8 protein-coding genes and 3 pseudogenes are annotated in these 14,391 nt (G+C 48.1%); 5 read left to right on the top strand and 6 right to left on the bottom strand.

The features are described from left to right. Nucleotides 1-174 precede the first annotated feature (174 nt). The 4 genes and pseudogenes from AABK39_RS00200 to AABK39_RS00185 form a co-directional block, all read right to left on the bottom strand. The gene (locus AABK39_RS00200) at nucleotides 175-4,122 is read right to left on the bottom strand and encodes an endo-beta-N-acetylglucosaminidase (RefSeq protein ID WP_338392924.1); all 3,948 of its coding nucleotides are present in this window, start codon (nucleotides 4,120-4,122) and stop codon (nucleotides 175-177) included. Between the two features lie 498 nt (nucleotides 4,123-4,620). After that, nucleotides 4,621-5,292: pseudogene (locus AABK39_RS00195) on the bottom strand (transposase); the annotation flags it as partial. 25 nt (nucleotides 5,293-5,317) lie between these two features. Further along, nucleotides 5,318-6,814, bottom strand: a complete 1,497-nt coding sequence (locus AABK39_RS00190; RefSeq protein ID WP_338391085.1) for an IS5 family transposase — start codon at nucleotides 6,812-6,814, stop codon at nucleotides 5,318-5,320. A gap of 108 nt (nucleotides 6,815-6,922) precedes the next feature. Beyond that, nucleotides 6,923-7,351, bottom strand: a pseudogene (locus AABK39_RS00185) (transposase); the annotation flags it as partial. Between the two features lie 335 nt (nucleotides 7,352-7,686). Between AABK39_RS00185 and AABK39_RS00180 the strand changes: the two are divergent. Continuing rightward, a complete protein-coding gene (locus tag AABK39_RS00180) occupies nucleotides 7,687-9,276 on the top strand; it encodes a glycoside hydrolase family 172 protein (protein ID WP_338392922.1) in 1,590 nt (529 codons plus the stop codon). 124 nt (nucleotides 9,277-9,400) lie between these two features. Here AABK39_RS00180 and AABK39_RS00175 read toward each other — a convergent pair whose 3' ends face one another. Further along, entirely contained in the window at nucleotides 9,401-9,934 is a 534-nt protein-coding gene (locus AABK39_RS00175) for a hypothetical protein (protein ID WP_338392921.1), read from the bottom strand. Nucleotides 9,935-10,121: 187 nt separating this feature from the next. On the opposite strand from AABK39_RS00175, the pseudogene AABK39_RS27830 reads away from it, so the two are divergent. The 3 genes and pseudogenes from AABK39_RS27830 to AABK39_RS00160 form a co-directional block, all read left to right on the top strand. Continuing rightward, nucleotides 10,122-10,480: pseudogene (locus AABK39_RS27830) on the top strand (type I restriction-modification system subunit M N-terminal domain-containing protein); the annotation flags it as partial. Between the two features lie 63 nt (nucleotides 10,481-10,543). After that, entirely contained in the window at nucleotides 10,544-11,779 is a 1,236-nt protein-coding gene (locus AABK39_RS00165) for an N-6 DNA methylase (protein ID WP_459115373.1), read from the top strand. Next, nucleotides 11,772-12,929, top strand: coding sequence for a restriction endonuclease subunit S (locus AABK39_RS00160; protein ID WP_338392918.1), 1,158 nt, complete (start codon nucleotides 11,772-11,774; stop codon nucleotides 12,927-12,929). Before AABK39_RS00165 ends, AABK39_RS00160 begins: the two co-directional genes overlap by 8 nt. A gap of 48 nt (nucleotides 12,930-12,977) precedes the next feature. Here AABK39_RS00160 and AABK39_RS00155 read toward each other — a convergent pair whose 3' ends face one another. Next, on the bottom strand, nucleotides 12,978-14,051 hold the full coding sequence (locus tag AABK39_RS00155) for an IS701 family transposase (protein ID WP_338392425.1): 1,074 nt from the start codon (nucleotides 14,049-14,051) through the stop codon (nucleotides 12,978-12,980). An 82-nt stretch (nucleotides 14,052-14,133) separates the two neighbouring features. Between AABK39_RS00155 and AABK39_RS00150 the strand changes: the two genes are divergently transcribed. Further along, entirely contained in the window at nucleotides 14,134-14,349 is a 216-nt protein-coding gene (locus AABK39_RS00150; protein WP_338392917.1) for a restriction endonuclease subunit S domain-containing protein, read from the top strand. Nucleotides 14,350-14,391 lie beyond the last annotated feature (42 nt).

Below are 14,391 nucleotides of genomic sequence, written 5' to 3'. Positions count from 1 at the left end.
CAAGGAAAGAATGTTAAAATAGACTAAAAAATTAGGAGATTTTAAAATTCAGATTATGAGCGACTTTGGAATCTGAAGACAAAATGATGAGGGAAACGGCTATGTCAAGGCAACTGCCGGAAAAAGGGCGCAATATATTGCGCCCTTTCATATATTTAATTATCAATTCTCTTTTTATTCCTTAATGATCCTCCGCACGGACATCCCCGCTTCTTCCGTAACCACCCTAATCAGGTAAACGCCTTTCGGATACTTTGAAACATCCACAGCTACCTCCGTACCCGAAGCTTTGACGGTTTTTATCATCTGCCCGGAAAGGGACAAAATATCCACGTAAGATATTGATTCCGGTGCGACAACAGTCAATAATCCTGATACGGGATTGGGTGATACGTTTACGTTCCCAGCCTGATACGGTACATCATCACTGTCACGAGACTCTCCACTTCTTTGGGCCACGCTACCAGACATGACAACGGAAAGTTTTAACTCTGGGCGTGAAGCGGGATCGGAGGCCTCGCGCGTATGCAACCATAGGAACGCCGGGCCTTTGGTGTTAGACCGCATTTCCATAGATAGAAATCCGTCCGCAAGGTCCGCTACCGCCTGATTCGTTACGTTTACGCTGATTTTACTTCCCGAGGCTTGTCCTGTTATGTCCTCCAGCAAAGCGCCGCGTGACGGCATATTGCTCCAAGTGAGTCCTGTTTCTGTCCAGCTATCGTTAGTCACATGGCTCAGCGCAAAATCCGTGGACAAGGCTACACTGTTGGCTCCGCTAACTGTGAAACTTACCGTAGCGTCAAGAATCTGAGCGTCTTGGGGTATCTGGCCCAGATCAAACTTAAAATAGCTTCGGCGGACATACGGTATCGTACCTCCCTCTTTCACCAAGGTCTCCTGTTCCGTGCCGTAATTGTTATTCATGTGCTTTCCGTAAGCGTAAGTGTCGGCTACAGGGTTTAGGGTAATTTCCACAGGCTCGTTGCCGGGAACCGTTTTGATCGAAAACGGCTCTGAACTCACCGTACCGCTACCGGGTTCTCCTTCGGAATCAGTCACTCCGGAAAGGTCCAACGTAATGGTGTTCGACGGCTCGTCCAAATTCTCCGCAGGAGTGAATACGCCTTGGAAAGTGACGCCGTTACCAGTCATATTGGAAAGCGTCCCGTTGCTGAAGCTAAGGTCTTCGTTTCCAAAACCTGTCACTGATTCGGTAAAGGTAACAGTGACATTCGCCGTCTCGCCTACAGTCAAATCGTTGTCGTCAAGTGTAACCGTCGCATCCAGAGGAACAGGCCCTTCGGGCACGTATTCGCCGTAAATCTCCAGTTCCGAGAATATCAGCCTAACGGTATTGCTGTTGGACGTGCTACGGTTATCATGGAACTGAACGCGAACATACCGGCCCACCACTTCAGACGATGACAGGTCATAGACCGAAGGACTTTGCATCTGACCCTGATCTCGGTGGTTATAAGTGATTCCGGCATCTTGCTCGGCCGTTTGCCTGTTTTCGGAAACAAACGGGGTCTTGGAAACGATAATGTGGTAATCGTCAATAGGCGTGGCGCCCTGTGTCGTTTGCTTAAACGCTTTTATCTGGCTGATCTTCACTTGGGCACCAAGGTCAACCATCCACCAAGGCTGAATATTTGGGTATAAGTGACTGCTTCGTCCGCAGAACATATTGGACCCTGACCCGTCATTACCCCTTTCCGCCCCTTTGTAATCTCCCACGCTAGACCGGAAACTCGGTTGGTTCAGGGCTAAGTTTAGGCTCGCGTCCGCCACGATGACTTCCGTCTCAATCGTTCTGGAACCATTGACATTGCTTACGGTCAAAGTCACCGCTTTTCTGCCCACGCTCTGGAACATTACGGGCCCCGGATTTTTCAGTGCGCTTGTCGCCGGAACTCCGTCTTCAAAAGTCCATTGATAACTATCCGCATATGTCGCTTCGCAATCGGCATCCAGAGCCGTACCCAGATTGATTTTATCGGAAAAATCGAACGACACACCGGGAAGCGGCTCATAAGCCACAGCCTGCGAAACCGATTGACTGACAGTACGGTGATCTTTGCCAACCGATACTACCTTGAATGTCATATCACCGTCGCCGGTACTTCTTTCTATACCGTTAAAAACCAGTCCTCTGGACAGTGTGCGTCCCAGAAAAACGGAATCGACGGGTTGGTCGCTCATTTGGTATACCTCGAAATACTCCACATCGGCGTCTTCGTTGTACATCGGGTTTCCGGGAATATCCCAAGTGATTTCGCCCGAAATAGTTCTCCCCGCAGCCTGCAGTTGGGCCGTGTTGATATTGATGGCCATATCGGGCACCGGTACCGGGCCGTTGGTAAGGGAAATTCCCCCGATACGGATTTCATAACCAGAACTCCCTGCCGAAGACGTGAAATTCAGACCCAAAACGGCGATAGTCTGCCCGCTGTAAGCGGAAAGGTCAATCGTTTTGGTATTCCAACCTTCCTGATCCGTAACGCCTATGGGAATGGACGTGAACGAACTTAGTGAGGAGCCATTTTCGAAAGCCAAAGAAGCTTCCAGATTCGAAGGACTTCCCGCCGAAGCGTTTTTCACTTTGTAGGTAACCTCCAGTTCCGTCTGAGCGCTTACCGGAAGCTTCGTTTTGAAAAGCCGTAACAGATTGTCACCCGTTCCCGGATCTCCTTTGACCAAAAGACAACTTCCTCCCTCGTAAGCTTCCGAAAAGTCGATAGAGGCGTCAAGCCCACCTTGGCTCCACCACCATCGCCATGTAGGAACCTTGTCCTGAATGCTGACATCTCCCCAAGGAGCCTGATTTTTTATCTCTCCTTCTTTGGCGAAAAAATTACCGCAACCCTCATTGAAATTCGTGACAAGCGGATATGAGTCTATTGCCGATTTGGCCGTCACATGCGACGCCATTCCGGCGATTCTTTTCGTTTTTCCAGAAGATTGGGAAGGGGTTCCCGGCGTGCTGGGGTTACCGTGAGGTCCGGTCCACAGATTCATCGTATTGGCGTAATAGCTGGCCTTCAGCTCGGCGGGGGTTATGCCTCGTGCGCCCCGCGCGCCACCCCACATCGCGATGGATGTCGGGTTATTGTTCAAATCTTTCCACGGATGCCGGGCATCGCCTCGCTCGGTGGCGGGCATATTCAGCCCGGCGAATACGCGTTTGTAAGGATCATTTTTCCCCGAAGGAAAATTATTCGTCACATAATTGGCGGAACTGTTAAGCGTAGAAGCGGTCCACTCATAATTGATAAACGCCTGCGTGAAGGTAGTCTTTCCATTCTCTTCCAGCCATTTGTCGTTACCCGAATCCACCTGTTTGATCCAGAAATTCCGGCCTCCGGAGTTATAGTGGACATAATAGTAAAGCAGTTCGAAATTGGCCATCCCTTTTTCCTGCCTCGCTATTTTTGTCATTTCCTGAAACAAACCTCGAGTCTGCACGGCCACGTTGCTGGGATACGAGGTCACTTCGATATTAAACGCAAAACCGTCGAAGCCGTAGTATTCGGCCATTTCCACCATTCTGCGGGCGTGCTTGTAGGTGCCGTCCTGATTCTTCGCGATCATCTCCTGAAACTTGGAGTTATTCGGGGATGTCGGATCGGCGAAGGTGCAACCTGCCATCACTTTGGTACCGTTGCGGTGGCCGGCGTCAATATAAGCTGCCGAAGGGATATGGACTCTTGCATCCCCGCCGTTCCAATAAAACCAAGAATCCAAATACTGCCAATAATGGGGGTTGTTTTGGGCGAAATCACCACTGTTCCGCGCTTTGTTACTCATTCCGTTCCAAAATCCCATCTGCTTGGCATGCGGAAGAGAAGAGTTGGTTTGCGAAGCGGAAAAGCTGAAACGGGGCGCCAACGGAACTTTGGACACAAGATATCGGTCAGCGGAATTACTGTTCGGGCTCCAGTTTCCGATATAATCCGAAGCTGTCGGGCTAAACGAGAACGCTACGGTACCGGGGTGCTCAACTTGGGCGCTGAGTGGGTGAACCAATAGCGCCAAGACGAAAATCGTTAGCGGAACCAGTGTCCGCAACGGAGTGGGGTAGATGTTGTTTACCATTTTAATGTGGTTGGCAAGGCGCATATAAAACAGGTTTTGTTCCGCGCCTCAATGAGTGAAAAAACGATAAACAGTTGTGTGCCTAAGGGCCAAAAAGCCCGTGTAAAATGTGTGCGGAAGCGTGTGTCAGGCAAAATGTAAAGAAGGGATCCGGATAAACACCTATTTGTGTCCACTCTTTTTACACTCTCATTTTAACATTCATTTTATGTCATGTTTTCAGATTTCCGGACTTCAACGAACGTAAAAAACCGATAAAAATAGCCAGAAAACGATGAACGTATTTTCCAGATGTACTTTGAAATTATTGAAGGTGTTTACATTTATAAATCCACACAGAGGGTAGGTGAATGTTCGATAGCTTGATTACCGAAATGCCGTGAGCCTTTGCGGTTAAAAACAGAGGAGGTGTGAAGAGAGATAACAAAACGAAAAAAGGATCATGTGAATTGGTTTTGTTTTTTATGTAACTGAACTTTCGCTCTCCCTGCATTTGGGAGAGCGATTCTTAATGAATATATTTCAGGCCGACCGCAAGGCGTCAAGTTCTTCCATGGCAGCCTTTATCATCTTCAAATACAATTTTGATTTTATCGCAAAGTGATTCAGCTTCTCCTTAACCTTCAGTTTTTCCAGTTTTATGTAGGCGATCATGGAAGCGAAGATGTGGTTCAATTGGGTAATCTCCATCTTTGTGGGAGACTTGCCTAACATCGTGTTTTGCTTGAGCGACTTATGGAACTCCTCGACTTTCCACCGTTTTTGGTAGATCGCTACGATATCCTCGAAAGCCATGTTCTCCCCGTTGGTAACCAGCCATTGTTCCGCGGTCGACCGGTCCCTGTTTGTAAAGACTTGTTTGGCGAGCGTGACAGGAAAATCAACTCCCTTGACCCACACCCGCTTCACTTGACCGCTTTCAATAGGCGCATCCGAAACGTGAATGAATTTGCCCTCGTTTTTGTCCTTTTCGCTCATTGCTATATTCCTGTTGCTCTTCAGCGGGCAAACGAAAACCTTCTTGAGCTTGTAATGAATATACTTCAGCGTATCGCTGGCGGTGAACCACGTATCGAAAAGAATGTACCTGAAAACCAGTTTGTTCAGAAAGTTTAGACGGTGTAAAACTTCCAGTACCATCTCATTTTTCGTTTTCTCGCTTTTACGCTTTTCCTTCCCGTTCTTGTCTATGTAGGGTTTACTGAAAAAGCCCAGAGGGCTACCCAGCTAGGATATTTTGCCAGACAGTCTTTTCCTGTTTCTTTTCGCCGTCTTGAAGCCATATCCCGTATTTCCAGCTCAAGAAAACAAGGTCAAAAAAGATTTCGCTCTGAAATCTTTTCAAGTTGGCCACGAAGAAAATGCAGGCGATCCATGAAAGCGAAGTGTCCGCTCTCCTTGCCTGTATTTTGTCCAATCCGTGTCCCCGTTTCACTTCCCCGAATTTTCCTTCCGCCCTGCTCCGGTGCCGTTGGTGAAGCGTCCGGTTTTCCTTGCGTTCCCTGATTTTTTCGGGACTTGAGGGAGGCCTTCCCAACGGGGAGCCCACGAATTCCACACCCGCGCCGGACATGGTCTGCCGGGCGTTCCTGTTTCCGTAAATCTTGTCCCCGACGAATTTGCCGAGCTTCATTTCCGGGTTTCTCTCCCCGAAACTGTCGATGTGCCCGCGGATCACTTCCGCGTCACCCTCGTAGTAAGCGTCCCATTGCGCCTTGTCCAGATAGGAATAGCCTTCGTGAAGGCTTACGGACAATTTGGCGCCGAACTCGGTGTCGCTTCCGTTTTTGCCCCGGACTATCGGCCGGACATGGGGCTGGAAGACGTTCACGATGCGGCCGTCCACCCTGTTGGCACCGGTCTCCAGCATGAGCGACTGTTGCCTGGCGATTTCGTGAAGCACCATCAGAATCTTCAAAAACCTGCTTTTTAGGCGTATAACGCCCTTGTTGGCCTCTATGAGGCTGTCGATATGCCGTAGGTTCCGTTCCAGATAATTCAGCTGTCGGCGTGCGCACACGCGCCAGAATTCGGCTCCTTTCCTCTTTTTTCTCGTCGCCCCGACATATTCCCTATGGGCTTTATCCCGGTAAGTCCGGGGCTTTTTGGATAAACCGGAATCCCTGGCGACGGGCCAAAGGAGGTCGATGATTTTCTCCGACTGCACCCTCGCCGTAGCCAACAGCCCAAGGTCCGTGGGGTATGGAATCTCTTGCGGCGCCACCGTCGCGTCGCAGGAGACAACCCGCTTGTCATCTTCGGCGTCCCCGGAATGCCCGTCTTTGGACCCTTCATCCCGATCGCCCTCCGCAATACGGATCCCCTCGTGTTGCAAAAGCGAACTCATCCTGTTAAAATCCCCGTACCCGAGCCGCTTGCGGACCGTCGTGAACAGCGAAGGGTCAAAGGCCTTTTCCGTGGTGAACGAGCCGAGTCCCACGAAATACTGGAGATACGGATTTTCTTTGATTTGTTCTATCGCCTCGGCGTCCGAAACGTTCAGCTTATGCTTCACGATCAGCGCGCCGATGACCAGCCGGGCCGGTTTGCACGGACTGCCCTTGCCCGTCGACATTTTCGATTCGTAGACCAAACCCAATTCCGCCCAGGGGATGGAGTTGGCCAACTTCACCCATCTGTTTTCCGGGTTAAGGCGCCCTATTTCCGGGTCCAAAAAACCTTCTATACTCAATTGCGAGGAACTTGTCTTGATCATAGGTGCAAGGGAAAAAATGCTCTCAGTCCTTTCTAAGGCCAATTTACGAATATTCCCTGTGCTTTGGAAAGGGAAACAAGCTACCTAATCCACTGATAATCTTGTGGTTTTTACTTTTTCAGTAAACCCTATGTATTTCACCGTCTTGTGGACGATCTCATAAGCGACCGGACAGTTAACCGTTTGTCCTTCCACGGTATTGCTCAGAAGAAAGTTAAGGGAGTTGATCCCTTTGACCGCTTTGCCTACAGTATGGTCGAAATGATAAGCTACGATGTCGTTTTCCGAGGAATGAGGCTTGTGGACAATGCAATCGTCGATACTCAAAACCGCCTCTTCGCCCTCAATACTCCTGGCGAAAGACTTCACCTCTTTCCAAAAAGCCTTTTGGTCCATGTCCGGTTGCTTGAGGAGGTCGCTGAAATAATCATGGGGAATCTGATTGTCCAAAGATGCTGAGAGCCCTGTTGAGGTGGCTTGCCCTCGACTGGCAATAAGATAATCCGTGTATAATTCAAATCCGTCTCTCCTTTTCATTTTTCAAAAATCGGTCACTTATCATATAATTTCCAAAATTGCAATAGGAAAGGCGAGCGAAAGGTCAGTTATGTAAGTACCAATCTAATTTTTTGATTCCTATTTGGGAACCTCTAAAAAATAAATTATGCATTGTTCTAATATAAAAACTACCACCATACTTTTCCAAACAGATAAAAACACTACACATCAAACAAATTGCTTAAATGTTTTAGTTTACTTATAATTACACATAAACAAATCTTAACGAGTTATAAATCTGTTCATTTTATTTTTAAAACTTGTCAATTGACTCGATTAAAAAAATTGAACATAATCAACAACAAGAAGCTATTATGAGGAATTTTTTATCGGCCACCGCTCTTTTGCTATTAAGCGGTTTTGCTTTTGCGAAGGGGCCGAAATTAACATTTGAGGAAGTAGTGCGACGCTACGTGGATATGAAGCAACTGGCTACTTTGCCAGCGGAAGGGGAGAAGAGTTATATGATATCCAGCTACGACCGTCGTAGCGAATACGATAAGAAAACCGGCCAATACGTCAATTGGAGCGCCAACAAAGACGGCGACGGATATGTGCGCAAAGAAGGCGAAGCTACGGTATTAGCGCATATCAAAGGCACGGGCTTCGTAAACAGAATCTGGTCGGCCTTGCCGAAAGACGGTGCGCTTACGCTGATAGTGGACGGAAAAGAAGTGGTGTCAATGCCGGCCAAACATTGGTTTGACGGCAAACACGCTCCGTTTAACTATCCGGGCTTTGTATATACCAGTGCCAAAGGCAAGAACAACTACGTTCCGATTTGCTTCCAGAAAGAATTGATCATCAAAGCGGAAAAAGACTGGGGAAAATTCTACCAGATAAATTACACGCTCCTACCAAAAGGCAGTAAAGTTCCGGCATTCAAAGGTTCGTTCGGACCGAAAGAGCATCAAGCTTTACAAGAAATCGAAACCATGATGGCTTCGGTGGCGGAAAAGACGCCATTTGCCAATCCGGATTCGAAAACGGAAAGCAACACGTTTAAGTTCGGGTCGGAGGAATCCAAGGAAATCTTCTCGGCTACTGGCTCCAAAGCCGTTACAAGACTGGTAGTCGATATTCTGAAAAACAATTACGTGGACGATCTGACCCGAAATTTCGATATCGAAATCTATTGGGACGGAGCACAGACTCCTTCGGTAAAATGTCCTCTGGGAGCTTTCTTCGGCGCTACGGAGCATGACTGGAACCAGCTGAGCCAATTCGAGGCCGTTCCGCTCGGGATATCGGGCACTAGGATGTACTCCAACTGGTATATGCCTTTCGGCAAAAGCGCCAAAATTATCCTCACCAACAAAAGCCAGCGGGCGATAAGCCTGAAAACCGCCGTTACCACGGCCCCGAACACCGAAACACCAAAAGGTTATTTCCACGTACTTTGGGAGCCTGACCTGAAGCAGATCGAACAGCAAAGATGGCCCGACCGCCAGCTTCTGGATTTGAAAGGCCAAGGACGCTTCTGCGGTATGACGCTTACCGTCTACAACCCGATCAGCGGTATGGAAAACGGCCATAAACTGCCGTCCATGTCCGCCCAATGGTGGTGGGGCGAAGGCGATGAGAAATTCTACGTCGACGGCGAGAAGTTTCCTTCAACGTTCGGCACGGGAACCGAGGATTATTTCGGCTACGCTTGGGGCTGGCCGGTGGAATTCAGCAAGCCGTTTCATAGCCAAACCTACACCACGGCCAAAAATCTTTCGGAAAAAGACGCTCCACATTTCGTGAAAAACGGCAACAGACTCGTAAGCCTCAACCGCTTCCAAGTGATGGAAAACGTGCCTTTCACCAAGTCATTCTTCGCCACAATGGAGCAGTATTATCCAGATAATCGCCCGATTAAGTATCACGCCGCCATGTATTATTATATTGACCGGCCTTAGTGGTTATGGGCATGTTTACCCACTTCGACATAATGATCATATGGAGGAAATTTCAAATTGTACGCCGTCCCAAAACAGAAAGCCACGCCCGAGGGCGTGGCTTTGACGTATCAAAACAAAAAAACTACTCGCTGTAAGAATACTCCGTACCCAAAAACGTAATGGAACAAGGCCCCACAAACCCGGCCTCCACATGGTTCACCAAGAAATCGCGGATGCCGGCTTCCAGTACCGATGCGCCCGCCAAGTCCATAAGGTCCTTCAAGTCGTCCGACACCATGCGTATCGCCGTATCCCGCTTTTTCAGCCGCTGGCTCAGGGTCTCTATATTATAGTCCAGCTTCTTTTTCTCCTTGCGGTAACGGTCAGTATCCGCCTCCGACAAGTTTCCGCCGTCCAAAAGGTTGCTGATGCGGTCAAAATCCTCTTGCGCCCGTATCAGCTTCTTGCGGTCGTCCGCCACCTTCTTTGTCTGCTCCTCATCCAGCAACGATTCATAATCGTTCTTCGCCCGCTCGCGGTTCACCTCGCTTTCGACCCAAGAGACAAGCGCCTCGGCGGCGGTGGATACCCACGCTTGGTATTTCTGCTCATGGAAAACGGCCCGGAGGTCGACAGCCTGGGTCAACGCCGGAAGGGTGGTTGTGGTTTCACTCATAATTTTTAATCCTCGGTATCTATTTAGCCTTTAGATTGTTTTCGATACAGAACCAATAATCCCGCCGGAACATACATCCGGATCAAAAAAAATTTCGAAAATCCCTATATTTCATAAAAACAATTCCGCCGGCGCGCGGTATGTGCGCCGGCGGAAACGCGACTACGAAAAAAACACCTATTATATAATGGCCAAGAAAGCAGCCGCCAAGGCGCAAAAAAGCATGGAAGAGGCCCTATGGGACTCGGCCAACAAACTGAGGGGAACAGTGGAAAGCTCGGAGTACAAGCACGTGGTACTCGGGCTTATTTTTTGAAATTCACATCCGACAAGTTCGAACTCCGCAAACAGGAACTGATCAGCGAAGGCAAGGAGAAATATCTCGGCATGAAGGAGTTCTACAACATGAAGAACGTTTTCTACCTGCCGGAAGAGGCCCGTTGGAATTTCATTATCGAAAACGCCAAGCAGGAGGACATAGCGCTGAAGATAGACACCGCGCTGCATACCATAGAAAAGAACAACGACAGCCTGAAGGGCGCCTTGCCCGACAACTACTTCTCGCGCCTCAACTTCGACCCCAGCAAGCTGTCGGCTTTGCTGGACACGGTGAACAATATCGATACCTTAGGCGATGAGGAAAACGATGTGGTGGGGCGCATCTACGAATATTTCCTCGGCAAATTCGCCTCGGCGGAAGGAAAAGGCGGAGGGGAATTCTACACCCCAAAGAGCGTAGTAAACCTGATAGCCGAAATGCTGGAGCCTTACAAAGGAAAGATCTACGATCCGGCCTGCGGCTCGGGCGGTATGTTCGTGCAGTCCGTCAAATTTGTGGAAAGCCACCAAGGCAACAAAAGGAATATCTCCATCTACGGACAGGAACTCAACGCCACCACCTACAAGCTGGCCAAGATGAACCTGGCCATACGCGGCATCTCCGCCAACCTGGGCGAAGTGCCCGCCAATACCTTCTTCAAAGACCAGCACCCCGACCTGAAGGCGGACTATATCATGGCCAATCCGCCCTTTAACCAAAGCCAATGGCGCGAGGCCAACGAACTGGAAGACGACGCCCGCTGGGCCAGCTTCAACACGCCGCCAACGGGCAACGCCAACTACGCGTGGATACTCCATATGCTCAGCAAACTTTCCGAAACGGGAACGGCGGGCTTTGTGCTGGCCAACGGCTCCATGAGCACCAACACCTCCGGCGAAGGAGAAATAAGAAAAACACTGATAGACCGCGACTATGTGGACTGCATGATAGCCCTGCCCGGACAACTGTTCTACACCACCCAAATACCGGTATGCCTCTGGTTTATGACCAAAAACAAACGCGAGGATACCGAACACGGCTACCGCGACCGACAAGGCGAAACCCTCTTTATAGACGCCCGCAATATGGGAACCATGGTAGACCGCACCCACAAAGAACTGACCGCCGAAGACATGGCGGAAATAGCCGGCACCTACCACGCCTGGCGAAATGACAAAACAAAGGCCCCCTCCCCCCGTACAGACAGGGCATGCCCTGTCTCCACCCCCAGGGAATCCAGAGAATCCACGAAGGAACCCACACTCAAGAAAGAACACCCAGCCCCTACAAGCGAATACACAGATATAGCAGGCTACTGCAAATCCGCCACCCTACAGGAAATCCAAAAAAACGACTACGTACTAACCCCCGGACGCTACGTGGGCGTAGCCGAAGAGGAAGACGACGGCATCCCCTTCGAAGACAAAATGACCGACCTAAGCAAGCGCTTTTTCGGGCAGATCGAACAGGGAAAAACCTTGGATGAAAGCATTTGTGCGAACTTGAAACTGTTGGGCTATGAGTAAGGAATGGAGAGAGGTGCGATTAGGTGAGATTGCTGATTTTATAAATGGTGATAGAGGTAAAAATTATCCTAGTCCGTTGGATAGGGTTGAAAATGGAATCCCATTTATAAATACTGGACATATTGATTCAACAGGTTGGTTGAGTCATGAACGAATGGATTATATAAGCCGGGAAAAGTATGATAAGCTAGGATCAGGGAAAGTTAGGAAAGGAGATATTGTTTATTGCTTACGTGGTTCAACAATAGGAAAAACAGCACGAAATAGATACAATGAAGGAGCTATTGCTTCTTCATTAATAATTATTCGAGCAAAGGAAAATATTAATCAAGATTTTCTTTACTATTTCTTAATTAGTCCTTTTGGACAAAGTCTAGCTAGAATAAATGATAATGGCTCTGCTCAACCAAATCTTTCGGGTAAAGTATTATCTCAATACCCATTAAAAATATCAGATTTTCATACACAAAAAGCTATCGCAAAAATCCTAGGTGATCTCGACGACAAAATAGAACTCAACCGCCAGATGAACCAAACGCTGGAAGAAATGGCCCAGACGCTGTTCCAGTCCTGGTTTGTGGATTTTGATCCGGTGATGGACAAGGCGCTGGAAGCGGGACATGAAATCCCCGAAGCCCTCCAAGCCAAAGCGGAAAAGCGCAAAGCCGTTCTCGCCCGTCCCGACCGTGCGCAATTGCCAGACGAAATCATGGCGTATTTTCCCGACCAGTTCGAGTACAACGAGGCCTTAGGGAAATGGATTCCGATGGGGTGGGAGGATTCTACTTTTGGAAATGAGTTTAATGTAACGATGGGGCAATCACCTCCTGGGAGTACTTATAATGAAGAAGAAAAAGGTGTTCCTTTTTTTCAAGGTAAAACAGATTTTCAATTTCGATTTCCAAAGAATAGAATTTATTGCACATCACCAAAAAGATTAGCACAAAAGAATGACACATTAATTAGCGTAAGAGCACCTGTCGGAAGCTCTAACTTGGCAAAATCAGATTGTTCAATTGGTCGTGGTCTTTCTGCAGTTAGACATAAATTTGATTCAATTTCTTATACTTATTATGCTGTTTTAGAACTGCAAAAAATATTTGATGTCTTTGAAGGAGAAGGAACTGTTTTCGGAAGTATTAATCACTGAACTTTCGCTCTCCCTGCATTTGGGAGAGCGATTCTTAATGAATATATTTCAGGCCGACCGCAAGGCGTCAAGTTCTTCCATGGCAGCCTTTATCATCTTCAAATACAATTTTGATTTTATCGCAAAGTGATTCAGCTTCTCCTTAACCTTCAGTTTTTCCAGTTTTATGTAGGCGATCATGGAAGCGAAGATGTGGTTCAATTGGGTAATCTCCATCTTTGTGGGAGACTTGCCTAACATCGTGTTTTGCTTGAGCGACTTATGGAACTCCTCGACTTTCCACCGTTTTTGGTAGATCGCTACGATATCCTCGAAAGCCATGTTCTCCCCGTTGGTAACCAGCCATTGTTCCGCGGTCGACCGGTCCCTGTTTGTAAAGACTTGTTTGGCGAGCGTGACAGGAAAATCAACTCCCTTGACCCACACCCGCTTCACTTGACCGCTTTCAATAGGCGCATCCGAAACGTGAATGAATTTGCCCTCGTTTTTGTCCTTTTCGCTCATTGCTATATTCCTGTTGCTCTTCAGCGGGCAAACGAAAACCTTCTTGAGCTTGTAATGAATATACTTCAGCGTATCGCTGGCGGTGAACCACGTATCGAAAAGAATGTACCTGAAAACCAGTTTGTTCAGAAAGTTTAGACGGTGTAAAACTTCCAGTACCATCTCATTTTTCGTTTTCTCGCTTTTACGCTTTTCCTTCCCGTTCTTGTCTATGTATTTCACCGTCTTGTGGACGATCTCATAAGCGACCGGACAGTTAACCGTTTGTCCTTCCACGGTATTGCTCAGAAGAAAGTTAAGGGAGTTGATCCCTTTGACCGCTTTGCCTACAGTATGGTCGAAATGATAAGCTACGATGTCGTTTTCCGAGGAATGAGGCTTGTGGACAATGCAATCGTCGATACTCAAAACCGCCTCTTCGCCCTCAATACTCCTGGCGAAAGACTTCACCTCTTTCCAAAAAGCCTTTTGGTCCATGTCCGGTTGCTTGAGGAGGTCGCTGAAATAATCATGGGGAATCTGATTGTCCAAAGATGCTGAGAGCCCTGTTGAGGTGGCTTGCCCTCGACTGGCAATAAGATAATCCGTGTATAATTCAAATCCGTCTCTCCTTTTCATTTTTCAAAAATCGGTCACTTATCATATAATTTCCAAAATTGCAATAGGAAAGGCGAGCGAAAGGTCAGTTAATCAAAATGATTTGAAATCAATCGAAATGTTGAAGCCTACAGATAATTTAGTTAAGTTATTTGATGCGCGCATTGGTAAATTTGATTCTCAAATTGAAATTAAGTCTGAGGAAATAGATGTTTTAACCCAACTCCGCGACACCCTTCTCCCCCAACTGATTTCGGGCAAATTGCGAGTGCCGAAAGCGATGCTGGCGGTGGAGCGGGCATTGCAAAAAGGGGAATAAGCCATAGCGATCGATCGTACAGACAGGGCATGCCCTGTCTCA

Source organism: Fulvitalea axinellae, assembly GCF_036492835.1.
GTDB lineage: Bacteria > Bacteroidota > Bacteroidia > Cytophagales > Cyclobacteriaceae > Fulvitalea > Fulvitalea axinellae.
Note: the sequence above shows the minus strand (reverse complement) of the source record. Positions and strands in the feature narration are given on the sequence as shown.

Coding starts and splice junctions, on each gene's coding strand:
- AABK39_RS00160 (WP_338392918.1), top strand. CDS start 11,772: ATGAGTAAGGAATGGAGAGAGGTGCGATTAGGTGAGATTGCTGATTTT.
- AABK39_RS00200 (WP_338392924.1), bottom strand. CDS start 4,122: ATGCGCCTTGCCAACCACATTAAAATGGTAAACAACATCTACCCCACT.
- AABK39_RS00155 (WP_338392425.1), bottom strand. CDS start 14,051: ATGAAAAGGAGAGACGGATTTGAATTATACACGGATTATCTTATTGCC.
- AABK39_RS00180 (WP_338392922.1), top strand. CDS start 7,687: ATGAGGAATTTTTTATCGGCCACCGCTCTTTTGCTATTAAGCGGTTTT.
- AABK39_RS00175 (WP_338392921.1), bottom strand. CDS start 9,934: ATGAGTGAAACCACAACCACCCTTCCGGCGTTGACCCAGGCTGTCGAC.
- AABK39_RS00190 (WP_338391085.1), bottom strand. CDS start 6,814: ATGATCAAGACAAGTTCCTCGCAATTGAGTATAGAAGGTTTTTTGGAC.